Annotated in this window: 23 protein-coding genes; 13 read left to right on the top strand and 10 right to left on the bottom strand. The window is 62.5% G+C overall.

What is annotated here, in order from left to right; translation table 11 throughout:
• Positions 1-20: 20 nt before the first annotated feature.
• The 3 genes from HF027_RS00290 to HF027_RS00280 all read left to right on the top strand — a co-directional run bounded on the left by HF027_RS00290 (position 21) and on the right by HF027_RS00280 (position 2,548).
• Positions 21-974: a cyclodeaminase gene (locus HF027_RS00290; protein WP_168011823.1), complete on the top strand. Its 954-nt coding sequence runs from the start codon at positions 21-23 to the stop codon at positions 972-974.
• Between the two features lie 315 nt (positions 975-1,289).
• The gene (locus tag HF027_RS00285) at positions 1,290-1,961 is read left to right on the top strand and encodes a haloacid dehalogenase type II (RefSeq protein WP_168011822.1); all 672 of its coding nucleotides are present in this window, start codon (positions 1,290-1,292) and stop codon (positions 1,959-1,961) included.
• Positions 1,962-2,083: 122 nt separating this feature from the next.
• Positions 2,084-2,548 carry a DUF302 domain-containing protein gene (locus tag HF027_RS00280; protein ID WP_168011821.1) on the top strand — a complete coding sequence of 155 codons (465 nt, stop codon included), beginning with the start codon at positions 2,084-2,086 and terminating at the stop codon, positions 2,546-2,548.
• A gap of 95 nt (positions 2,549-2,643) precedes the next feature.
• Here the strand turns inward: HF027_RS00280 and HF027_RS00275 are convergent, their stop codons facing one another.
• The 8 genes from HF027_RS00275 to HF027_RS00240 form a co-directional block, all read right to left on the bottom strand.
• The gene (locus tag HF027_RS00275; protein WP_245184374.1) at positions 2,644-2,859 is read right to left on the bottom strand and encodes a zf-HC2 domain-containing protein; all 216 of its coding nucleotides are present in this window, start codon (positions 2,857-2,859) and stop codon (positions 2,644-2,646) included.
• A gap of 11 nt (positions 2,860-2,870) precedes the next feature.
• The gene (locus HF027_RS00270) at positions 2,871-3,482 is read right to left on the bottom strand and encodes a sigma-70 family RNA polymerase sigma factor (protein ID WP_245184372.1); all 612 of its coding nucleotides are present in this window, start codon (positions 3,480-3,482) and stop codon (positions 2,871-2,873) included.
• 34 nt (positions 3,483-3,516) lie between these two features.
• A complete protein-coding gene (locus HF027_RS00265) occupies positions 3,517-4,143 on the bottom strand; it encodes a TIGR04282 family arsenosugar biosynthesis glycosyltransferase (protein ID WP_168011819.1) in 627 nt (208 codons plus the stop codon).
• Entirely contained in the window at positions 4,133-4,843 is a 711-nt protein-coding gene (locus tag HF027_RS00260; protein ID WP_245184370.1) for a TIGR04283 family arsenosugar biosynthesis glycosyltransferase, read from the bottom strand. Before HF027_RS00260 ends, HF027_RS00265 begins: the two co-directional genes overlap by 11 nt.
• Positions 4,840-5,487: an ATP-binding cassette domain-containing protein gene (locus HF027_RS00255; RefSeq protein ID WP_168012221.1), complete on the bottom strand. Its 648-nt coding sequence runs from the start codon at positions 5,485-5,487 to the stop codon at positions 4,840-4,842. Before HF027_RS00255 ends, HF027_RS00260 begins: the two co-directional genes overlap by 4 nt.
• A 68-nt stretch (positions 5,488-5,555) precedes the next feature.
• Positions 5,556-7,253, bottom strand: a complete 1,698-nt coding sequence (locus HF027_RS00250) for an ABC transporter permease (protein ID WP_168011817.1) — start codon at positions 7,251-7,253, stop codon at positions 5,556-5,558.
• Between the two features lie 4 nt (positions 7,254-7,257).
• Positions 7,258-8,535, bottom strand: coding sequence for an ABC transporter substrate-binding protein (locus HF027_RS00245; RefSeq protein WP_168011815.1), 1,278 nt, complete (start codon positions 8,533-8,535; stop codon positions 7,258-7,260).
• 46 nt (positions 8,536-8,581) lie between these two features.
• The gene (locus tag HF027_RS00240) at positions 8,582-9,682 is read right to left on the bottom strand and encodes a protein kinase family protein (protein WP_168011813.1); all 1,101 of its coding nucleotides are present in this window, start codon (positions 9,680-9,682) and stop codon (positions 8,582-8,584) included.
• Between the two features lie 272 nt (positions 9,683-9,954).
• On the opposite strand from HF027_RS00240, the gene HF027_RS15465 reads away from it, so the two are divergent.
• The 9 genes from HF027_RS15465 to HF027_RS00195 all read left to right on the top strand — a co-directional run bounded on the left by HF027_RS15465 (position 9,955) and on the right by HF027_RS00195 (position 19,644).
• Positions 9,955-10,551 (top strand): c-type cytochrome, encoded by a 597-nt coding sequence (locus HF027_RS15465; protein ID WP_209316368.1) that lies wholly within the window; start codon positions 9,955-9,957, stop codon positions 10,549-10,551.
• Between the two features lie 77 nt (positions 10,552-10,628).
• Positions 10,629-11,333 carry a DUF6969 family protein gene (locus tag HF027_RS00230; protein ID WP_168011811.1) on the top strand — a complete coding sequence of 235 codons (705 nt, stop codon included), beginning with the start codon at positions 10,629-10,631 and terminating at the stop codon, positions 11,331-11,333.
• 181 nt (positions 11,334-11,514) lie between these two features.
• Entirely contained in the window at positions 11,515-12,309 is a 795-nt protein-coding gene (locus HF027_RS00225; RefSeq protein WP_168011809.1) for a maleate cis-trans isomerase family protein, read from the top strand.
• Positions 12,310-12,500: 191 nt separating this feature from the next.
• Positions 12,501-14,066, top strand: a complete 1,566-nt coding sequence (locus HF027_RS00220) for an NfeD family protein (protein WP_168011807.1) — start codon at positions 12,501-12,503, stop codon at positions 14,064-14,066.
• Between the two features lie 3 nt (positions 14,067-14,069).
• Positions 14,070-14,849: a slipin family protein gene (locus HF027_RS00215; RefSeq protein ID WP_168011805.1), complete on the top strand. Its 780-nt coding sequence runs from the start codon at positions 14,070-14,072 to the stop codon at positions 14,847-14,849.
• A gap of 516 nt (positions 14,850-15,365) precedes the next feature.
• Positions 15,366-16,856 (top strand): SulP family inorganic anion transporter, encoded by a 1,491-nt coding sequence (locus HF027_RS00210; protein WP_168011803.1) that lies wholly within the window; start codon positions 15,366-15,368, stop codon positions 16,854-16,856.
• Positions 16,857-16,946: 90 nt separating this feature from the next.
• On the top strand, positions 16,947-17,801 hold the full coding sequence (locus HF027_RS00205) for a universal stress protein (RefSeq protein ID WP_168011801.1): 855 nt from the start codon (positions 16,947-16,949) through the stop codon (positions 17,799-17,801).
• Positions 17,802-17,961: 160 nt separating this feature from the next.
• Positions 17,962-19,209: an MFS transporter gene (locus HF027_RS00200; RefSeq protein ID WP_245184367.1), complete on the top strand. Its 1,248-nt coding sequence runs from the start codon at positions 17,962-17,964 to the stop codon at positions 19,207-19,209.
• Positions 19,210-19,284: 75 nt separating this feature from the next.
• Positions 19,285-19,644, top strand: coding sequence for a RidA family protein (locus HF027_RS00195; protein ID WP_168011799.1), 360 nt, complete (start codon positions 19,285-19,287; stop codon positions 19,642-19,644).
• Here the strand turns inward: HF027_RS00195 and HF027_RS00190 are convergent.
• The gene (locus tag HF027_RS00190) at positions 19,634-20,344 is read right to left on the bottom strand and encodes a LolA family protein (protein ID WP_168011797.1); all 711 of its coding nucleotides are present in this window, start codon (positions 20,342-20,344) and stop codon (positions 19,634-19,636) included. The genes HF027_RS00195 and HF027_RS00190 overlap by 11 nt on opposite strands.
• Positions 20,345-20,467: 123 nt before the next feature.
• Positions 20,468-21,334, bottom strand: coding sequence for a MurR/RpiR family transcriptional regulator (locus HF027_RS00185; protein ID WP_168011795.1), 867 nt, complete (start codon positions 21,332-21,334; stop codon positions 20,468-20,470).
• 263 nt (positions 21,335-21,597) lie between these two features.
• Between HF027_RS00185 and zwf the strand changes: the two genes are divergently transcribed.
• Entirely contained in the window at positions 21,598-23,091 is a 1,494-nt protein-coding gene (gene zwf / locus HF027_RS00180; protein WP_168011793.1) for a glucose-6-phosphate dehydrogenase, read from the top strand.
• Positions 23,092-23,100 lie beyond the last annotated feature (9 nt).

The following is a 23,100-nucleotide window of genomic DNA, read 5'->3' as shown; positions in this document are numbered from 1 at the left end:
TGATTCATCAGGAGGCTTGGGTGCAGCTTTTCCACCGGGCGGCGATCAGCGAGGCCGTGACGCTTGATCAGGATGCACTGGCCGCCGTGGAGGCAGGCTTCGCGGCGCTAGGGCGTGGTGAGGCGGTACAGCCGCCAGTTCTCTCCATGTCCATCGAAGAGGCCAATGGCGAAGTCGACGTCAAGACCGCGCATATTCGCGGCTTTTCCCGCTTCGCGATCAAGGTCAGTCCGGGGTTCTTTGATAACCCCAAGCAAGGGCTCGCGAGCCTCAACGGCCTGATGATGGTGTTCTCGGCACAGACGGGCCTGGTCGAGGCGGTGCTCTTCGATGAGGGCTACCTGACCATGCTGCGCACCGCCCTGGCTGGCGCTATTGCCGCCAAGCATCTGTCCCGTGAGGACAGCCGTCGCGTGACAGTGCTGGGGGCCGGCGAGCAGGCCGAACGCCAGGTCGAGGCGCTGCGATTGGTGCGGGATATCGAGGCAGTCGATGTCTGGGCGCGTCGCTCAGAGGCGGCGCAGGAATACGCTGAGCGGCTACGCGCCAAGGGGCTTTCGGTGACGGTGCATGACAGTGTCCGGGCTGCCTGCGCAAAGGCCGATATCATCGTGACCGCTACCTCGTCACAGACAACGATTCTTACCGCGGCGGACCTTCCCGAGGGCGTGCACGTCACCGCCATGGGGTCTGATAGCCCGCACAAGCGTGAGCTGGAGACCAGCGTGTTGACCCGCGCCGATGCGTTTGTCTGCGATAGCCGCCCCCAGAGTGTCAAGAACGGTGAGCTCAAGGCATTCGCGGATGGTGGAGAAGGTGGCGAGCTGCCCTTCAAGGTCTTCGAACTTGGCTCGGTAGTGGCTCAGGGCCTGAGGCTGCGGTTGTCGCCGGCGACCATCACGGTTTGCGATCTTACCGGGACCGGTGTGCAGGATACCGCCATCGCTGACTTCGCCCTGCGCCGGCTTGTCTGAGCGTGTGACCTTTGATTTCTTGCCGACACCCCTGGTCAAGACCACTATGCTCATTAGGCAATGTCTGAAAAGTACTGCGCTCGCCCATACGGCGTTAAAAATCGGCTCAAGATGCTCATTTACACCCCGTAAACTCCGCTCTTTCGCCAATTTTTGCCTTGTCTGGCCTTCGCTCGTCGACTTTTCAGACAAAGCCTAGGACACCTCAGCCAATTGCCGAACGTTGCCGCTACCGTTCCCCAGGGTTGTTCTCAATATCGCTTTATAGGACCGTTTCATAGCATCGTTTCATAGGACCAAGGACAAGGAGGCAACATGAGCAAGCGCGTACTGGCTTTCGATGTCTACGGCACCCTGATTGATACCCACGGCGTGATTGCCGAACTGGAAGACACGCTGGGAGAGCGGGCTCAGGCCTTTTCCCAGCGTTGGCGCGACAAGCAGCTGGAATACAGCTTTCGGCGGGGCCTGATGGGCGCCTATGCGCCTTTCTCCGACTGCACTCGGCAGGCACTGGAATTTACCGACCGCGCCCTGAATACCGGCCTGAGCGAAGGCCAGATGGATCGCCTGATGGCGACCTACGCCAAGTTGCCGGCCTTTCCCGAGGTCGCTGAGGCCCTGGCGCGTTTCACTCGGGCCGGGGTCACCTGCGTGGCCTTCTCCAACGGCACCCGTGATGCCGTTGATGGGTTGCTTGGCCAGGCCGGACTGCGCGATCACTTTGACGACATCATAAGCGTCGACGAAATCAAGCGTTTCAAGCCCGACCCCGCCGTCTATGCGCACCTGCGTGATCGCACGGAAAGCGAGGCTCAGGACACCTGGCTGATTTCGAGCAATCCCTTCGATGTGATCGGGGCACGCCATGCCGGCCTGCATGCCGCCTGGATACGTCGTAGCGCCGAGGCACCCTTCGACGCCTGGGGGGGCGAGCCGGATCTTACCGCGACCGATCTACTCGCGCTGAGCGATCGCCTGGGATGAGGCTTGGCACGGGGGTAAGGCACTAGGGCTGATGCAAGGAGGCGTGCCTTGTCGTCGAGGTGCCGCACTTCTCGGTGTCGGCCCTGTCCACAGGAAGGCTTCAAACCGAAAGGAATAGCACCATGACCAAGTCAAGACTCGCGCTCGTCGCCGTGACCCTCTTCAGCCTGTCCGGTATCGCCTTGGCCGAGGACAGGGCCGATGGCATCGAGGTTATGGACAGCTCGAAGGATATACAGGCCGTCGATCAGGGGTTGCGCGAGGCACTGGACAGCAAGGGCCTGACCCTGTTTACGGTCATCGATCATGCGGCCAATGCCGAGCAGGCGGGGCTCGCGTTGCCGCCCACCCGTACCTTCGTCTTCGGCAATCCCAAGGCCGGTACGCCGATGATGCAGTGTCAGGGCAGCATGGCGCTGGATCTGCCACAGAAGATGCTGATTCGTCAGCGCGATGCCGGTACGCGCCTTGAATGGAACTCCCCACATTACCTGGCCAAGCGTCATCAGCTGACCGACTGCGAGCTGCCGCTGGATAAGGTGTCGAACCTCCTCGAATCCCTGGCAGAAGAAGCCGCCAGGCCCTGAGCGACGACGGCGACCCTCACGTTGTCCGGTGACCGTCTGCCGGGCTGGTGAGGGGTAGTGACGGTGGTGGTCGGTTACGCCATGACAATGCCGGCCTAGACATCGCTAGCGGGAGTCTCTTGCGGTGTCGGGCTGTCTTGGTAGTGCTGGCCTGCCTGGTGCAGCAGCTCGAACTGCTTGTCACACTCGCTGCAGGCATTGCACATGCTCAGGTGAAAACGCAAGGCGAAACGCTCCTTGAGACTCAGGGGGACATCGAGGCGCTTGGACATCAGGCGGGTGGCCTGCTTGCACATCATCATCTTGATCATTTGTTGTGCTCCTAGAGGTCGTGCCGGGAGAGAAAACCGCGTTCGATGCAGGCCCTCAGTCGAAGGCGAGCACGGTGCAGGATCACCCAGCAGTTGTTCTCCTTCAGTCCGGTCTCCTTGCAGATATCCGCGGTAGAGAGCCCCATCAGCTCGCGCAGCGAGAAGACGCGGGCGATGTTGTCGGGCAACGCGATCATGCAGGCGTCAAAGACCCGCCAGAAATGTTCATTGGCGAAGCTGGCTTCCGGGTCGCCCCAGTCCGAGGGGCGGGCGGCTACCTGCCAGCGGCCGTTCTGCTGAAACTGTCGATCGATGGCATCGTCATCGCTCTCGTCGTCGAAGGGCTGCCATCTGCCCTGGCGTCTCTGGGCACGAAGGCTGTCTAGTATCTTGTACTTGAGGATGCCGAACACCCAGGTCTCGTAGCCGGAACGCCCAGCGAATTCGGCATCCTTCTCGATGGCCGTGGCCAGGGCTTCCTGGACCGCATCCTCGGCCAATGCCGGTTCCCTCAGCTGCAAGCGGGCAAAAGACACCAGCCGTGGCCTCACTGCCGCCAGGCGCTGCATCCGTGCCTGATTGTCGTTCGTCGTTGCCGTCGCCATCTCGTCACCTGTCGTCATATCTTTTCGTCGCCTGAGCCCCCGATCTGCAAGATCACGCCAGGGTGTTGTCGTGCTGCCACCGCACCAGATCCTCAGGCCGGTCGATGTCCCAGACCCTGGCGGGCTGCGCGATGCGCCACCCCAAGCTATCTGCGCTGGCGAGTGTCTGATCAAGCACCCGATCGCTGCCCCAGGCAATATCGTCGAAGAACGCCTTTTGCGGCGTCCGTAATCCCACCAGCGCATAGCCGCCGTCCTCCGCGGGCAGCAGCACACCGTCATGGCAGCCAAGGGCCGCCTGACAGTCGCGGAGCAAGGCCGGTGTCAGTACCGGACAGTCGCTGCCCACCAGTACCCCCGGTTTGTCCATGGCGGCGAGGGCGGTGAACATGCGCAGCCCCAGATCCCCCTCAGGCTGGGGGCACAGACAAATGCCGTGATGGTCGGCTAATTCAAGAAACAGCGGATGCTCATGCTCAAGGGCGGTCCATAGCACGATGCGGTGAGCGGGGGTCGCGGCGAGAGCCACCGACAGGGTCTGGCGAAGCAACTGCTCGTGCAATCGGGCGGCGGCCTCGGCGCCAAGGGTTTGTATCAGCCGCGTCTTGACGCGCCCAGGCACAGGTGCCTTGGCGAGGATGGCCAGGGGAAAGCCATCGGGGGTCTGATCAGCGGGCATGACGGTACGCCTCGGCTAATTGATGGCAATCCTCGCCGCGCCAGTAGCGATAACGTAGCCGCCACATCAGCAATATGGTGGCCCACAAGCCGTCATTCTCCCAGCGTCGCCCCGAGCTCACGACCTTCGCGTGCAGGCAGGCGGGTTTCGACAGCTTCTTCAGGCGCTTGCTGATCTCGATGTCCTCCATGAGTGGCTGGTCGGGATAGCCGTTCACGGCCTCGAAGGCGGCACGCGTCATGAACAGCGCCTGATCGCCGGTGGCGATACCGGTAAGTCGCGAGCGCATGTTCATGCAGAAGGCGATGACCCCCAGCATGCTTTGCTCGCCTGAGATATGAATGTCGAAACGCCCCCAACACCGCGAACCCTCGAGGGCCTGGGCAATCTTGCGGTCGGCGCGGCACGGCAGGTGAGTGTCGGCATGCAAGAACAGGAGCTGTTCGCCACAGCTCGCCCGGGCGCCCAGATTCATCTGTCGTGCCCGCCCCGGCTCGCTTGCGATCACCCGGCTGGCGTGGTGCTTGGCAAGCGCCACGGTATCGTCCTGGCTGCCGCCATCGACAACGATGATCTCGACGCCGCACACCCCAAGGCCCAGCAGAGCGGTCAGCTGTCGCTCAATGCTGTCCGCCTCGTTCAGCGTGGGAATGATGATGCTCAGCCGTGGGCGATGGTGCGTGGGCAAGGTTGTCGTCAAGACGCGCCTCCTAGCTCGATGACGGGGCCGCCGGCGGCCTCAGCATCGGCGGCATCATGCGTCACCATCAACGTTGGCAGGCCCAGGCGCTGGACCCGGGCGAAGACCAGCGAGCGCATCTCGTGGCGCAGCGAGGCATCGAGCTTCGAGAAGGGCTCATCCAGCAGCATGGCACGGGGCCGCGAGAGCAGTACCCGCATCAGGGCCACGCGAGAACGTTGGCCGCCGGAGAGCGTCTCTGGGTCGCGCTTGGCGAGGCCGGCCAGGCCAATTTCCTCTAGCGCCGCTTCGATCCTGCGGCGTCTCTCGCGCCGGCTTCCCTGGCGGGGCATGCCGAAGGCCAGGTTGCCGTCGACACTCAGGTGGGGGAAAAGCAGGGGGTCCTGGAACAGCAGTCCCAGCTGGCGGGCTTCCGGCGCCAGGCGGGTGAGGTCGGTGTCATCGAGCAGGACCCGGCCCCGGGCCCGGAAAGCGGGCGCAAGAAAACCGGCCAGGTAGGCCAGCAGCGTCGACTTTCCGACACCGGATGGGCCCATCAGCGTCAACACCTCGCCGGGGGCGATGCGCGCATCCAGGGACACGAGCGGGCGGTCGCCTTGTTCGATGCGGATATCATCCAGGATCAGCGTCGCATTGCTTGCCACGCCGGCATCGATTGAGCGCTCGGCACTCGGCGCGGTGATCCTTGCAGAGGTAAAGGGATCGAGAAGGGTCACGGGTTGAGCACTCCACTTCGGCGATGCATCAGCAGGCGGGGCAGCGCCAGGGCCAGGGCGAAGCCCAGCGCGGGCAGCAGCAGCTGCATCAGCGCATAGACGGCAGCCAGCCGGCGGTCGCCGCCGCTTGCCAGGCTTACCGCCTCGGTGGTCAGGGTCGTCAGGCGTCCGGCGCTCATCAGCAGGGTCGGCAGATACTGGCCGACGCTCACCGCGAAACCGACGGCGGCCGCGGTCAAAATCGGCACGATGAGTAACGGCAGGCGTACACGCATGAAGAGACTGGCCGGCGAATGGCCAAGACTCGTTGCCACCTGCGCCCAGCGTGGGTCGAGCCGGCGATAGCTCTCGGCAAGCGACAGGAAGACATAAGGCAGCACAAACAGGCTATGGGCCAGTATTACCGCCAGTGCCCCCGGGGCCAGGCCAGCCTGGACCTGCAGTTGAACGAGCCCAAACAGGAAGGCGACGGGCGGCACGACGAGTGGCAGGTAAAGTACCAGCTCCGCCCAGGCGGCCATGCCACGACCGCGCAGGTGCTCGGCCTCCAGGGCACCGATCGCCAGCACCAGCGACAGGCCGGTGGCCGCCAGGCCGATCACTGCCGTCTGGGCAAGCGGCTCCCTGAGACCGGGCAGCGCCCCTTGCCAGGCATGCAGACTCAAGGGGCTCGGCAGTGTGGCCGGGAACGGCCACCAGGCAGCCAGCGACCACAGCACCAGGCCCACGAGGCTGCCGCCAAGCAGTGCCACGGCAAGCAGGGTGGTAAGCCCGCCGGCGAAGGTCCACAGGCGGTCGCCTGCTCGGCGGCGACCGTTGGTCAGGGCGGCTTTGGTGAGTCGTGCGACCAGCCGCTCGCCAAGCCACCAGAGCCCTAGAGCAGAAAGCGTCACGCCGAGCTGCAGAAGGGCCGCCGCCGAGGCCACGAAGCGCATTGCCAGGTCCGGGTCGTTGATCCAGCGCACCACCGCCACCGCCAGCGGCGGAGGGGTGGTGGGGCCGAGGATCATCGCTACCTCGACATTGGCGGAAGCGAAGGCGATCACTGCATAAACCGGCAGGCGAATCAGCGGATAGAGCCCCGGCAGCACCGCCTTGGCGAAGGCGGTGAGCGGTGCATAGCCCAGTGAGCGCGCCAGCCGCAGGCGTGACTGCGCCTGGCATTGGGGCAGGGCCGCAAGGCTCATCAGCAACAGGAAGGGCACTTCCTTGATGACCAGGCCAAGGATGAGGCCCAGCCCCCAGGGATCGCCGGGGAAGAGATAGTCGGGCGGCGTGTCAAAGCCGCTGGGCCAGGGCGAGATCAGCCGGCTGGCGAGGCCTGACGGGGTCAGCAGGAAAGCGATGCCGATGGCGGCGGCGGCATGGGGTACCGCCAGCAAGGGCGACAGCAGGCGGCGCACCAGCGCCAGGGCGCGGGTTTCGGCGAAGGCACCGATAAACAGCATCACGATGGCAAGCGAGATAAGCGCGCTTGCGAGCCCGGTGGTCAGGCTCAGGCGCACCATGTCGGCAAGCCCAGGCGTCGCGGCGAGGGTCTGCCAGTGCTCGAGGGTCAGCTCACGGCCGCCCAGCGCCGGTAGCCAACCCAGTGCCGGGGCCAGTACCCCGGCGAGCCCGCCGGCCACCGGCAGGCTCAGCAGGGCAATGGCGACCCAGGGCAGGGCCCGGATGGTCGGTGAGAAGAACACCATGGGGTTACTGGCTGCCGTAACGCTCGAGCCAGGCCTCCTCGAGGCGCTCCATCCAGCTCGGGTGTGGCTCGGGGAGCGTCTTCGACAGGGCCTCGGCAGGCAGGGCGGCCGGATTGTCACGATCGTCGATGAAGGCTGCGCGTGCCTCTTCGTCGAGGGCGTCCAGGTCGAGCACCGTGCGATCACCCCATACGGCGGGGTCCTGCTTGTGCGCCTGAGCGTGTGGCGAGAGCAGGAAGTTGGCGGTGACGAGTGCGCCTGCCTTGTGGCTTGCATTGAAGGGAATGGCCACGAAGTGCACGTTGCCCAGAGTTCCACCATCGAGCACGTAGCTGCGGGTGGTCGGCGGCAGCTGGAAATCGGCCACCGCCGCGGCCGGCTCGGAGGGGATGAAGGTGAAGGCCAGGCTCAGCTCGCCGTCGCCCATCAGGCGTTTCATCTCCGGGCCGCTGGCCGGGAAATGGCGGCCGTCACGCCACAGGTGCGGATGCAGCGCATCCAGATAGTCCCACAGCGGGGCAGTGACGGCGGCGAAGTCGCTCTTCTCGACCGGCTTATAGAGCGGCGTGGTGTCATCGGTCAGTTCGATCAAGGCCTGCTTGAGGAAGGTGCTACCGGTGAAGTCAGGCACCAGTGGATAGGTGAAACGACCGGGATGATCCTCGGCCCAGTCGAGCAGTTCTGCCATGTCGCCCGGTGGGGTCTCGAGTCGGGCGCTGTCGTAGTAGAAGGTCAACTGCGCCTTGCCCCAGGGGGCTTCGAAGCCGCCGGTAGGCACCGTGAAGTCGACACGTACCTCGGGGTTACTCTGAGGGCGCGTCAGGCCGTAGTTGGGCAGGGCCTCGGCGAAGGGACCGAACAGCAGGTCGTTGTCCTTCATGGCGGCGAAGTTCTCGCCGTTGATCCAGATCAGGTCGATGGCACCCGCGTCGAGGTTGCCGGCGGCCTTCTCGGCGATCACCCGCGAGACCGCGGTACTGGTATCGCTGAGCTTGACGTGGACAAGCTCGATATCGTGGCGTGCTTCGAGCTCGTCGGCGACCCAGGCCAGGTACTCATTGGTGCGGTTATCGCCTCCCCAGGCATTCCAATAGACCGTCTGTCCCTTGGCGGCCTCTTCGATGGCGGCCCAGCCCTTCAGGTTCGAGTCGCTGATGGTCGGTGTGGCGTCCTGGGCAAGGCTCGGCAGGGCGGTGACGGCCAGGGCGATGGTGGCCAGCGAGCGGCTGAATACACGCGTTCGGGGCCGCAGGCGGGCGAAGAAGGGGGCGATACGGTTCATGGCGAGAGTCCTTTTTCATTAAACGTACAGAGTAATAGGCCTGGCGTCAGGCAAGGCCGCTATTGTCAGCAAGCGCCTGCCATTCATGGCGGACATGCGCAACGGTGGACGGCGACAGGTAGTGCTCGACCCGGTCGGCGACATGGGCGATCAGCGCCGGATCGCTCAGATCTGCCGACCAGTCTTCTCCTCGTGCGCTAGCGTCGCGAGCCCTTTGCTGCTCGACCTGCCACTTGGCGCACCATGTCACTGACCACAACCACATGGCCCGACGAGACTGCAGCAGCTCGTCGACGTTGATATGGGCGCCGCGTTCGGTCATGGCGGCTGCCCAGTGACGGTGAAAGGCGCGTACGTCGGCAAGGCTTAGCTCGGCATGGCTCTGGGTATCCCAGGTGGTCGAGGTATAGAGGCTCGCATGGGCCAAATCGAAACCGGGTAGGCTATAGCGGCACTTTTCCAGGTCGACGAGCATCGCTTTACCGTCGTCCTGTATCAGGAAGTTGCCGGGATGGGCATCGAAGCTGATCAGCGCGGGGTCGGGCGCAGTGGCTTGCTCGCACCATTGTGTCAGTGATTCCAGATCCTCAAGGAGTTGACAGCGCACGTCAGGCGCAATCTGTGCCTGGTCGAGATAGGCCGCTTGTTCGTGAAGCTCCGTGAGCATGGCCGACCAGGGGTTGGTCGGTGCCAGTAAGGGCGCGCGCTCTGGGGATGGCGGCAGTGGTTGGGCATGCAGGCTGGCCAGGGTCTCGGCAATCGCCTGCAGGTCCTCGGGTAGGCGCGCCGAGCGCCCGTGGATCGCCGAGACCAGCAGCCCGCCTCTTGGCAAGGCATCACTTGCAGGCAGTACCGCCTTTAGTGCCGGAGTATGCCCGCCGCGACTCGCCCGTGTGAAGCAGGCGGCCTGATAGGCGAGGTTGTCATCAGCGGCGAGGCGCATCTGGCTCTGCTTGGGCAGTCGTGCGACCCAGTCCTTGCCATTCCTGCGGGAAAGCCACAGGTGAGCGTGGGCCAGGCCCTTGTCGGCCATCGGGGTCAGCGACAGGAGATCATCGTCGAGGCGTGATGCTGCAAGCGCCTTTCGCAGCGGCTCCTTCAGGGCCGCGGTGGTCTGTGTCGCGGCGGCGGTGTCCGTCTCGAGCATAGTGGCCTCGGGTCAGAAAAAGGATGAGTATCCAGGCTTGGTCGTCTGTCGCCTGCAAACCTTACAGCAACGGTGTGTAAGGACCTTACCCCAGAGCCACGGCATGTATCAGCAGATGTTTGATAAGACGTTTTGTTCAGTGCAGAAAAAATCGCCAGTCAGGTGTAAGCCACGCCATGCATGAGTGACCAAGTTCTACGTATCGCGATCGAGCGGCACGTATCCAGGGCCCTGCCGGGGTCAGCATACTGACAAGAATCTGGAGAACGAACATGCCTAACGTCCGTCTGTTGCCTAATCGTCGTGCCATGACTCACTCACTGGGCGCCTCTTTGCTGGGGCTGAGCCTTGCCGGTGCTGCCGGCAGTGCCCTGGCCCAGTGCGGTGCCAATCCCTGCGCGGTCAAAAATCCCTGCGCCGCCCAGCATCGCTGTGCGCCGAATCCGTGCGCTGCCAAGAACCCTTGTGCCGCCAGCACCAAGAATCCATGTGCGGTGAAACGACCAGAGAAGTATACCCCTGGGTATCAGGAAGACGGCGACAACCCCGAGGAGCTGATTGCCCAGGGAAAAGCGCTCTTCCAGAACGCGAGCCTCAGCACCAATAGCATGGCCTGCTCAAGCTGCCATGGGGTCGATCAAGACAGTGGCTATCAGGCCACCTTCGAGTCACCTTATCCGCATAAGGTGGCGATGGGCGAGAACCTCTATGGCATGTCGATGCTGCATGCCGACGAGATGGTTCAGGTCTGCATGCTGAACCCCATGGCGGCCTCGACACTGGGTTGGGATAGCGAGGAGCTCGCCGCGCTCTCGGCCTATGTGGTCGAGGTGCAGAAACGCTACGCAGGTGAACCCAACCGCTTATAAGCATGACCGGGGTCTGGCGGGCCGCCCTGGCGGCGGTGTGCGTCGGGCTACCGGTAGCGTCACACAAGGAGTCATCAATGACATCACGGGTTGCATTGCCGGGTACCGAACCCATTGCGACACCCGCCCTCGAGGGATACTCCACGCAAGCCCTTGCGGCCATGTTGGCGGCCGCTCGCGAAGCACTCGATTGTCAGAGAGTGTTGAAGAAGGTCGGGCTGAATCTCGTCGGTGAATTACTCAAGGGTCAGGATGACTTCGTCGAGTTCAATCACTACCCGGACGGCGATGTCTATGATCGCGAGACCGGCGGCCAGTACTACTATCATGCGCATCGCGGCGGGGAGCACGGCCACTTCCATGTCTTCAACCGTCCATTTGCCGACAACGCACCTGGAACGGTCACGCCGCCCACTCACCTGATGGCTGTCTCCATGGATCCCTGGGGCGAGCCAGTCGGGCTCTTTACCACCAACCGCTGGGTGACCGGTGAACACTGGCGCGAGGCGGCGGAGACGCTAGCCCTTGCCGACGCGTTCGCGGTCGATCATGCCTGGCCTTCCTGGCCGGTCAATCGCTGGATCACTGCGCTGCTTGCTTGCTACCACCCCTACCTGAGCGTGCTGCTCGAGCATCGTGATCGTGAAATTGCGAGGTTGGCAGAGGCCGGTGCGGACGTATTCGAGAATCGTGAGGTCGAGGTGATCGGTGAGCTGCCTATCGATCTGCCGGCGTGGGCCACACGGCTGGAAAGCGCGCTCTCGATGCGTCGTGACGCCTAGCCCGTTGCAGAGGTATGGACTCTGTCAGAGCACTGAAGTGGCGTACTGATGTGAAGCCGTGCAGGAAGCGGTGACGGTGACAAACGTGCTGGACCCTGTGCTGCTTGAGCACAATCAAGCAGGCCTGTGTTCTCTACAGCGACTAGGGTGATGACATCACCCCCGATTTCTGGACCTCGCCATGTCGCCTGTATCCTCCGTGTCCTCGCTGTCTCCCGCCGCCGCCGATGACCGAGCGCTATCCTTCAAGCGCTACGCCCGGCCGGAGCTTTTACGCATCGGCCTGGTGCTGCTCGATACCGACTACACACTGGAGCGAGACTGGCATCGTCTGGTGGGTGATGACATGGAGCTCTTCTGTACGCGCATGCCCACCCGCGCTGAGGTGACACCCGAGGCACTCAAGGCCCTGGAAGGGGGCATTACCCCGGCCGCAGCAACCCTGGTGCCGGGATTGCCGTTGCATACGCTGGTCTTCGGCTGCACCTCGGGAGGACTACTGATCGGGGACGTGCCGATCGCCGAGCGCCTGCATGCGGTGCGACCGGAAGTCGCCGTCACGCATCCCTGGCTCGCCATACGTGCCGCCCTTCAAGCCCTCGAGGCGCGCCGCATTGCGGTACTCACGCCCTATGTGCGGGCAGTCGATGATGCGTTTCTCACTGCCTTCTCGGCGTTAGGCATTGAGGTGGCGGCGATTGGCGGCTTTCGCCTTGACCATGACCCGGATATCCCGGCGGTCGATCCCGCCTGCCTGGGGGATGCCCTGTCCACCTTGCTGGAGGTCGGGGGGCCGGTCGATGCGGTCGTCCTTCCGTGCACCAACCTGCGTGCGCTGGATGTGCTCGATGAGCTTGAGCAGCGCTTCGGCGTACCCTGTATCTCGAGCAATCAAGCGCTTTACTGGCATGCCCGCTGGATTGCTGGGCGGCCCACTTGCCAGGAGGGCTTTGGACGCTTGCTGACCGGCGTGTAGAAAAGGCAGGCTTTTCGTATCCCGCGTCTTGAGATATCGGCCTTTAGCGATAGTGGACCGGATGATGCCGATCTTGACTATGTTGAGAGACAGGCGGGGGAGGTTTGTTAGCGGTTTGGCCGGGGCCGCGGGATGATGTCGCCCCGAATGCGCTTCCTAGATGTCTGGCTAAATGAGACAGGGTAGATGCCATGAATGCCATCACATCCCATTGCATACGACGCTGGCGGCTGTGGGTAAGCCTCATTGTCATGTTGCTGGGGTCATTGCTTGCCTGGATGGGGCCGACGCTCGCCCAACAGGAAAGCCGGGAGCCTAAGGGCCTGGTGATGACGCTTGATGGTGCCGTGGGTCCCGCTACCGCCGACTACTTTATCCGTGGTCTGCAGCGGGCCCAGGATGCCCAGGCGGAACTCGCGATCCTGATCCTCGATACGCCTGGCGGGCTCGACGCCTCGATGCGTGACATGATCAGCGAAATGTTGTCGTCACCGGTGCCGGTCGTTGTCTATGTCGCCCCGGATGGTGCGCGTGCGGCCAGTGCCGGCACCTATCTCTTGTATGCCAGTCACGTGGCCGCCATGTCGCCCTCCACACATCTGGGTTCTGCCACGCCGGTGAGTCTGGGGGGCGGCGGCCTGCCTGGTCTTGGTGATGAGCGTCCTGAGGACGGTGATGGAAGCCAAGGCGAGTCACCGGACGGCAAGGCGCAGAACGGCGAGCAGCGTCGCGATGAAGGCACTTCTGGCGAGACGGCTCCGTCAACTGACGCCACCACGCCTCAAACGGCGGAGGACCCAGCCGCCGATACCCCGAAACGGCGTGGCAATACCGCCATGGAGCGCAAGGTGCTCGAGGATGCGGTGGCCTATATTCGCAGCCTCGCCGAACGCCACGGGCGTAACGCCGACTGGGCCGAGCTTGCCGTGCGCGAGGCGCGTACCCTGATCGCCCGCGAGGCGCTGGAACAGGGCGTCATCGACGTACGCGCCTCTAACCTCGAGGACCTGCTGGAGCAGATCGACGGTCGTACCGTGGTCATGGAGAGCGGCGAGCAGGTACTTAACACCGCCGATGTGACCCTTGAACGCTTCGATCCGGACTGGCGAACAGAGCTCCTGTCGGTGATCACCAACCCCAATGTCGCCTACTTTCTGATGATCATCGGCTTCTACGGGATAATCTTCGAGCTCGCCAATCCCGGTAGCCTGGTACCCGGCACCATTGGGGTGATTTCGCTCTTGCTGGCGCTGTTCGCCTTCCAGGCACTGCCGGTCAACTTCGCCGGCCTGGCGCTGATCCTGGTGGGGTTGGGGCTGATTGTCGCGGAAGCCCTGATGCCGAGTTTCGGCATTCTGGGTATCGGCGGCATCGTGGCCTTCGTGTTTGGCTCGGTAATCTTGATGGATGCCGAGAATCTGCGCATCTCGTTGCCGCTGATTGCTGGCGTGGCGGCGATCGCCGCGGGCTTGCTGATGTGGGTGATGATCCATTTCATCCGTCTTCGCCGACGGTCTGCTCGCACCGGGCCGGAAGAAATGCTGGGCTCAGAGGCCAGGGCCCTTGAGAGTTTCGACGGCAAGGGGCATGTGTGGTTGCACAACGAGCGTTGGCGAGCACGTGCCTGCGTGCCGGTGCATGAGGGTCAACGGCTTAAGGTGGTGAGTCTTCAGGGGCTGACCGTCGAGGTTGAGCCGATTGACGCATCATCAGATGACACAGAACCGGTGGAACCGAGTTCATCCAAGGAGGTGTGAGCCATGTGGATTTCCTATCTAGTACCGGTGGTATTGCTGATCTTGCTGTTGGCAGCATCGATTCGCATCTTGCCGGAATACAAGCGCGGGGTGGTGTTCTTCCTGGGGCGCTTCCAGCGCGTCATGGGGCCGGGGCTCGTGATCATCATCCCCGGGATCCAGAAGATGCTGGTGGTCGATTTGCGAGTGATCACCATGGATGTGCCAGAGCAGGACGTGATTTCTCAGGACAACGTCACCGTCAAGGTGAATGCGGTGCTCTACTTCCGGGTGGTCGACCCGGAAAAGGCGATCATTCAGGTAGAGCACTTCGTCAACGCCACCAGTCAGCTGGCTCAGACGACGCTGCGCTCGGTCCTCGGCAAGCACGACCTGGATGAGATGCTCTCCGAGCGTGACAAGCTCAACGATGATATCCAGGAGATTATCGACAGTTCCGCCGAGAGTTGGGGCATCAAGGTGGCCAACGTCGAGATCAAGCATGTCGACCTCGACGAGAGCATGATTCGTGCCATCGCGCGCCAGGCCGAGGCAGAGCGTGAGCGGCGTGCCAAGGTCATCCATGCTGAAGGTGAATTGCAGGCCTCGAAGAAACTGGTCGAAGCCGCCAATGTGATGTCTGAAAACTCGGCAGCACTCCAGCTGCGCTACCTGCAGACCATGAGTGACATGAGCAACAAGAACGCCTCGACCATCTTCTTCCCGCTGCCGATGGACGTCATGCAGGCGTTTCGAGATATGGGCGAGTACCGCAAGGCCACGCCGCCCCCCGAGGCTGAGTAACAAGGCCATCACGTCGTGACGAAAGACACGAGCCTGCCACTAATCAGGGGCGAGTCGACTCCTTTCGCTCCCCTTGCCTTTCTTGCCTGAAAGGGCACGAGGGGTGCAGGTAATAGCGTCAGCTGTTAGAATCCTGCGCTTGTCGAAAAAGACGTTGATACGACTAAGGTAGAGAGTTGCCGCAATGGCCTCTGCCTGTGAGTGACGGGATGAACCACCGTGAAAGTTGATATGACAGTAGAGACAACAGTTGATGCTCTGCATCCCCTGCCAGCCACTGGCAGCACCCCGCCCTAGCGTCCCCTTTCCCATCCTGTCGCTGTCTTCATGGCAGCGACATCGTTTGGCGTCATCCTGACGACAAACGTGCTGTGTTGCGACACGTTTTATTACCCCTGGTGCCCCTCAGCGGGGATGCCGTGGCCGGCGTCGCGTTTAGGCGGCTCCTGTATCTCGACGTTAGCGCCACGCGCTTCGCGCCTTCGGGCATGACATGACCCACGACTGGACCGCAGAATGATCCGATCAATCAAGCAAGACTGGTTTTCCAACATCAAGGGCGATTCGCTATCGGGGATCGTGGTGGCGCTGGCACTGATTCCGGAAGCTATCGCCTTTTCCATTATCGCCGGCGTCGATCCCAAGGTCGGCCTATACGCTTCTTTCTGTATTGCCGTGATCATCGCCTTTACCGGCGGGCGGCCGGGCATGATCTCGGCGGCAACCGGCGCCATGGCGCTGCTGATGGTGACGCTGGTCAAGGAGCATGGGCTCGAATACCTGCTGGCGGCGACCCTTTTGACCGGGGTATTGCAGATCGTGGCTGGCTACTTGCGGCTCGCCGACCTGATGCGCTTCGTGTCGCGCTCGGTGGTTACCGGCTTCGTCAACGCCTTGGCGATCCTGATCTTCATGGCGCAGCTTCCTGAGCTCACCGATGTGACCTGGCATGTGTATGCCATGACGGCGGCGGGTCTGGTGATCATCTACGGCTTCCCCTATCTGCCCATGATCGGCAAGACGCTGCCGTCGCCGCTGGTGTGCATTCTGGTACTGACCGCGGTGTATATCATTTCGGGCATGGACATTCGCAGTGTCGGTGATATGGGCGAGCTGCCGGATACCCTGCCGGTCTTCCTGTGGCCGGAAGTGCCGCTCAACCTCGAGACGCTGTGGATCATCCTGCCCTATGCGGTGATGCTGACCGTGGTGGGTCTGCTCGAGTCGATGATGACCGCCACTATCGTCGATGATCTGACCGATACACCCTCGAACAAGAATCGCGAGTGCAAGGGGCAGGGCATCGCCAACATCGGTTCGGGCCTGCTCGGTGGCATGGCGGGCTGCGCGATGATCGGTCAGTCGGTGATCAACATCAAATCCGGTGGACGTGGGCGCCTGTCGACGCTCGTGGCGGGCGTGGTGCTGCTGATGATGGTGGTCTTCCTCGCCGACTGGGTCTCGCAGATTCCCATGGCCGCGCTGGTGGCGGTGATGATCATGGTCTCTATCGGTACCTTCAGCTGGAGCTCGATCCGTGATTTGAAGAAGCATCCATTGAGTACCAATATCGTCATGCTGACGACGGTGGCGGTGACGGTGAGTACGCACAACCTGGCCATCGGCGTCTTCGTTGGCGTGCTGCTGGCGGCCCTGTTCTTCGCCAACAAGGTCGGCAATATTCTCTACATTGGTTCTGAGGCCACCGAAGACGGCCGCGGTCGTCGCTATGAGGTCGTGGGTCAGGTGTTCTTCGCCTCCGGCGAGCGCTTCATGGCCGCCTTCGACTTCAAGGAAAGCGTCGAGCGGGTCGTCATCGATCTATCCCGGGCGCACTTCTGGGATATCACGGCCGTCGAGGCGCTGGACAAGGCGGTGCTCAAGTTCCGTCGTGAAGGTACCGAGGTCGAGGTGATCGGCCTCAATGAAGCCAGCGCGACCATCGTCGACCGCTTTGCTGTCCATGATAAGCCCGACGCCGTGGATAAATTGATGGGCGGCCACTGAGTTCCCTATTGCGCCGGTGCTGTTCAGCGCCGGCGCATTACGGTAGAAAGGCAAGATAGAGATGCTACTCACCTGCCAAGGACCAGCACCATGACCGATCAAGTGATGGCAGCCATCGACGGCTCTCACTTCTCTACCGGCGTATGTGATTACGCCGCTTGGGCGAGCCAGGCAATGGCGGCGCCACTGACCTTCCTGCATGTGGTCGACAATCACCCACAGGTGGCCGAAGCCAACCTGACCGGCAACATCGGTCTCGGCTCTCGGGAGCATTTGCTCGAGGAACTGACGAGCCTGGATGAGCAGCGCGCGCGGCTGGCCCAGGAACACGGCCGTGTGACACTCGATGCCGCCAAGGCCCGCGCCGTCGAAGACGGTGTGGAAGCGCCCGCGTCTCGCCAGCGCAATGGCGAACTGGTCGAGACCCTGACCGAGCTCGAAAACGACATCCGCCTGCTGGTGATCGGTAAGCGGGGCGAAGCTGCCCATCAGGCGCCCGAGCACCTGGGGTCCAACCTCGAGCGGGTAGTGCGCAGCCTGCATCGCCCGATTCTGATGGTGCCCGATGAGTTTCGTGCCCCCAAGCGAGTGATGATTGCCTTCGATGGCAGCAAGACCACCCGCAAGGGCGTCGAGATGATCGCGCAGAGCCCGCTGTTCAAGGGTATCGACTGTCATGTGGTGATGGTCGGGGCCGAAGTGGCCGATCTGCGCTCGCAGCTCGACTGGGCCTTGAAGACGCTGACGGATGCCGGCTTTGAAGCCCATGGCGAGATTCGCGCCGGCGAAGTGGAATCAAGCCTGCGGGGCTATGCCGATGAGCACGACATCGACATGCTGGTGATGGGGGCCTACGGCCACTCACGAGTGCGTCACCTGCTGGTGGGTAGCACCACCACGACCATGCTGCGCCGGGCTAGCCTGCCGGTACTGCTATTAAGGTAGGCTTAAGCACAGGGAGACCCGTGCCATGAGCTGGATTCTGGCGTCGAGATCGGCCCAAGAGGCAGCCTTGCGCACGCGAAGGACCGGTGATTCGGTCCGACAGGATAAGGCCCCGCTCCGGCGGGGCCTTTGACGTTCTGAACCGCTAACCGGAGGCTTCATGAGCTATCGTACCCTGCTGAGGGACCATCGGGGACTGCTTGGCATTGCCTTTCTGGCGATGTTTTCGTCGAGTCTCGGACAAAGCTTCTTCATTGGGCTATTCCAGGTGCCCATCAGCGAACGATTGGGACTGTCCACCGGTGAATTCGGCACCGCCTATGCGCTGGTCACCCTGGTCAGTGGCTTCGCCATGCTGCGGCTCGGCCCCAGCATAGACTGGGTGGCGCCACGTCGCTTCGCAGTGACCATTCTGGTGGCGTTGCTCGTCGGTATCTTGCTGCTGACGTTATCGCCCTGGTGGCTGCTCGGGTTGCTGGGACTGGGGCTGGTTCGCCTTTGTGGCCAGGGCATGATGAGCCACCTGGGCAATACGCTGGCGGGCCGCGAGTTCACCGCCATGCGGGGGCGAGCCCTGGGGCTTGTGGGTATGGGGCTCATGCTGGGTGAGACATTACTGCCCCCTCTGGTCGCGGGTCTTCTGGTATGGCTTGGCTGGCGCGAGCTGTGGTGGAGTCTGGGCATGGTGATCGCCGTGGCATGGGGGCTTATGCTGGTTGGCACACCCTGGCCGACAGCGCCGCGCTCGCGGCAAGACCGGCAGGCGGTCGGTGATGGCCCACGCCCCTTTCGCGAGAGGCGCTTCTGGCGATTGCTGCCGTTGCTGATGTTGCTGCCGGTGACCATGACGGGACTTTTTATCTATCAGGCGCAACTCACCGAGGCCATGGGGAGTTCGCTTGGCATCTATTCCCTGGCGCTGACGGGCATGGGACTCGCCAAGCTGCCCGGCGCGCTGCTCGGAGGGCATTGGGTCGACCGGTTAGGGCCTGTGCGGCTGGCGCGTCTCTATCTACTGCCCTTCGCCCTGGCGCTGTTGCTTGCCATCACACTTGGCGGGCACCTGGCGGTAATGGCCCTGATGATAGGGGAGGGCTCGCCATGGGGGCCCAGGAATCCATCGCTACCAGCCTGCTGGTGCGCCTGTGGGGTGCCGAGTACCTGGGATCTGTCCGCGCGACCCTCAGCGCGTCCATGGTCTTCTCCACGGGTGTTGCACCGGCAGTTCTTGGGGTGGCGCTTGATATGGGGGCCTCATTCTCGGCGGTGCTTGCGGGCATGCTGGCGTTACTGGTCGGCAGCTGGTTGCTGGCACAATCGGTGCTGGCAAGCCCTGAAGCACAGGGCGTTAAGCGCTAGCTTGAGGGGGACCTTGCGGCGCCTGGTGCGCATTGAGTTTGGCGAATAACTGGGCCATATCATCGGCTTGACCCACCCAGGATGGGTTATCATCGGGTTTCTTTTCCTGTCAGGAGGTCTAGCGATGACGATCGTTCGACACGATACCAAGACACGCATGAGCCGTGCGGTCATCCACAATGGCGTGGCTTATCTGTGTGGCCAGGTCGCCGGTCCCGATGCCCGTCATGGTGATATCGCCGAACAGACCCGCAGCATGCTTGCGCGGGTCGAGGCATTGCTCGATGAGGTGGGCTCCGACCGCGAGCACTTGCTGTCCGCGACGGTCTATTTGAAGGAAGGCCACGACGTGGCGGCCATGAACGAGGTGTGGGATGCCTGGGTGCCTGAAGGTCACGCACCGGCGCGTACCTGCATCGTCGCCCCGATGCCTGCCGATGAACTCAAGGTCGAGATTACCGTGACCTGCGCCATCAAGAGCTAAGCGGCTGCGTATCCTTCCGGGGAGCGTCGGCTTCGCTCCCCGTCTCGCCTTCTTGTTTCATGGTCTCGTTCCCCGCTGCCGGTGGTTCGTTGGCCAGCAGGGTCCAGGTCGGCAACCAGGCCAGCAGGCTCTCGTCGACTATTGCTTCGCTGTCACTCAGTCGGATACTCAGAGTATCGCCGTTGGCAATCGTCATCTTGAGGCGCTCAAGACGTTCACTTCCCGCAAGCGTCAGGGTCGCCAGCGGCATCTCAAGAGCCGAAAGCCGCGGGGTCATTGTGACCTGCCAGGCGTCACTATCACCGGACAGCTCCAGCCGGTAGTCATCGGCAAGTGCCGAAAAGTCCCCGCCCATGACATCGACCATGTGTCGCTGAAAGGTGCTGCGCTTAGGCAAAAGTGCGTCGATATCGGCCTTTGCATCGCTATCCGGCCCATAGGCTACCTGGCCTTTAGTGAAGCTCAGCACCTGCTGAGTGGGCGATGCGAAAAGCCAAATCAGCTGCTGGTCGCGCTGGTAGAGGAAACGGCCCTGACTATGCAGGCGGACTTCCTGGTCGGCCAGCCAATGCCGTTGGCGGAAGTGGCCTTGTAGCCATTCGGGAGCCGTCAGGCGTGTCTCGAGGTCATTGAGGTCGAAGGCCTGTGCCGGCAGGCATGCCATTGCCAGAGGCAGTAGGGCGGGCACTCTGATATTCATGATGTCTTCCGGGTCACGGTGTAGCTCATTGAGGTCTCTTGCATCGGTCTACGGGAGGGCCCTAGTGTACCTCAGGACCGAACCGTCATCCGCTCTTGGCGATGCCAAGCATGTCGTGTGATCTCATGAGGTGCCCGAGTCTGCCGGAAAGCGGGTTGGCTGCAGGCTTTCCTTGATCTTTTTCAGGTGACCGAGGAAGTCCTCGCCGCGGCGCAGGGTGACGCCTGTCGCCAGCACGTCGATCAGCGCCAGGTGAATCATGCGCGATGTCATCGGCATGTAGACATCGGTGTCTTCGGGCGTGGTGACCTCGAGGGTCTCGGTGCAATGCTTGGACAGCGGCGAGTCGGGTGCGGTGATACCCAGCACCACGGCGCCATTGCTACGCGCCAAGTGGGCGATCTCGACCAGTTCGCGTGTGCGACCCGTGTAGGAAATGATCACCACCACGTCGCCGGTATGGCAGGAAGCGGCGACCATGCGCTGCATCAATACGTCTTCGTAGGCCATCACCGGCAGGTTGAAGCGAAAGAACTTGTGCTGGGCATCCTGGGCCACGGGCCCCGAGGCCCCAAGACCGAAGAAATGGATCTGCTTGGCCTGAATCAAATAGTCCACGGCCTGCTCGACGCGCTTGGCATCCAGCCCGCGGCGCGCCTCGTCAAGAGCGGCGATGGTGGCACCGAAAATCTTGTCGCCGTAGTGAGCCGCATCGTCGCCCCGTTCGACGTTGCGGCTGACATAGGGTGTGCCGCCCGCGAGGCTCTGGGCCAGCTTGATCTTGAAGTCCGGATAGCCCTTGGCCTCGAAGTTGCGGCAAAAGCGGTTGACGGTCGGCTCACTGACGGAGGCCGACTGGGCCAGGGTGGCGATGCTCATGCCGGTGGCGGAGGCAGGGTCCTGCAGGATGACGTCGGCCACCTTGCGCTCGGAACGGTTGAGCTCTTCCAGGCGGGCGCGGATACGTGCTATCAGGTCGTGACTGGCCATGCTGAGGGGGAGTCTCCGTGGCGACGAACATGACGAGGCGCCATGGTGGGCACGTATTGCGACACGCGGTGATCACGGTGCAGTTTTCGTCATGTGGTGATTTAACTACATTATGCAGGATATGCTAGCGTGAGTAGCGGGGGCGCGCCAAATCGGCGACATCACCGTGCTACATAGGTGGTAAAGTTACTGATAAAAGTTGCCTATTGCTGCATTAATACCGTATTTTATACGTAAGTTAACCATATTTCAGGGGGCGAGGCATGACCCGCGATACCCGTTCTCAGGACACTAGCCGCCAGGATGTCGATCTGGCCCTGTTCGGCGCCTTGGGCGACCTGGCCCTACGCAAGCTGTTTCCGGCGCTCTATCAGCTCGACCGTGAAGGGCTGATGCCTGCCGATACCCGCCTGCTTGGTTTGGCGCGTCACGACTTGGGTATCAGTGACTTCCGCGACAAGGTGGCCGCGACCCTGAAGAAACGGGTCAAGCCAAAGGAGCAAGACGCAGAGAGCATTGATCGCTTCCTTGAACGTATCGACTACGCCAAGGTGGATTTCGCCAAGCCCGATGATTATCAGGCCGTGCGCGCCTGGCGGGAGGGCGCTACTCGGCCGATGGTGGTCTATCTGTCGGTGCCGGCGAGTATCTACGGTGATATCTGCCGCAACCTTCAGGCAAGCGATAGTCTCGATGATGAGACCCGGGTGGTGGTCGAGAAGCCGATCGGTTATGACCTGGACTCCTCCAAGGAGATCAATGACGTCATCGGTGAGGTGTTCCCGGAGTCGCGGATCTATCGCATCGATCACTATCTGGGCAAGGAGACCGTCCAGAACCTGATCGCACTGCGTTTCGCCAACCCGCTGTTCGGTACCCAGTGGAACCAGAACCATATCTCCCATGTGGAGATCACCGTGGCCGAACAGGTCGGCATCGAGGGGCGTTGGGGCTACTTCGATCAAGCGGGCCAGATGCGTGACATGGTGCAGAATCATCTGCTGCAACTGGTCTGTCTCACGGCCATGGATCCGCCCTCGAATCTCGATGCCGATGCCATCCGTGACGAGAAGGTCAAGGTGCTCAAGGCCCTGAAGCCCTTCACTCACGAATCGCTGGAGCGGGATGTGGTACGCGGCCAGTACATTGCCGGTACCAGTGAAGGCAAGGCGGTGCCCGGCTATCTGGAGGAAGAGGGCGCCAATACCGACAGCCATACCGAGACCTTCGTGGCCATGAAGACCGAGGTCTCGAACTGGCGTTGGGCGGGCGTGCCGTTCTATCTACGCACCGGCAAGCGCTTGCCCGATAAGCTGTCACAGATCGTCATCCACTTCCGTCAGCAGCCTCACTACATCTTCGATCCCGATCAGCGCAGCCTGGCGGCCAACAAGCTGGTCATCCGCCTGCAGCCCGAGGAAGGCATCGCCCTGCAGGTGCTGACCAAGGACGCCGGACTCGACAAGGGCATGCGCCTGCGCACCGGACCGCTGCACCTGGACTTCAATAGCGCCTTCCCCAAGACGCGGATTCCCGATGCTTATGAGCGCTTGCTGCTCGAGGTGATGAAGGGGCAGCAGTACCTGTTCGTGCGCCGCGATGAGATCGAGTATGCCTGGCGCTGGTGTGATCAACTGATCGCCGCCTGGAACGACCGTGAGACGCCACCGCGGCGCTACCCGGCGGGTTCCTGGGGACCGGTGGCATCGGTTGCCATGATCACCCAGGATGGTCGCAGCTGGTACGAAGACTATTGATTGGGTGCC

Source organism: Halomonas salinarum (genome assembly GCF_012062845.1).
Taxonomy (GTDB): Bacteria; Pseudomonadota; Gammaproteobacteria; order Pseudomonadales; family Halomonadaceae; genus Onishia; species Onishia salinarum.
The sequence above is the reverse complement of the archived record's forward strand: the minus strand, read 5'-3'. Positions and strand labels throughout refer to the sequence as shown.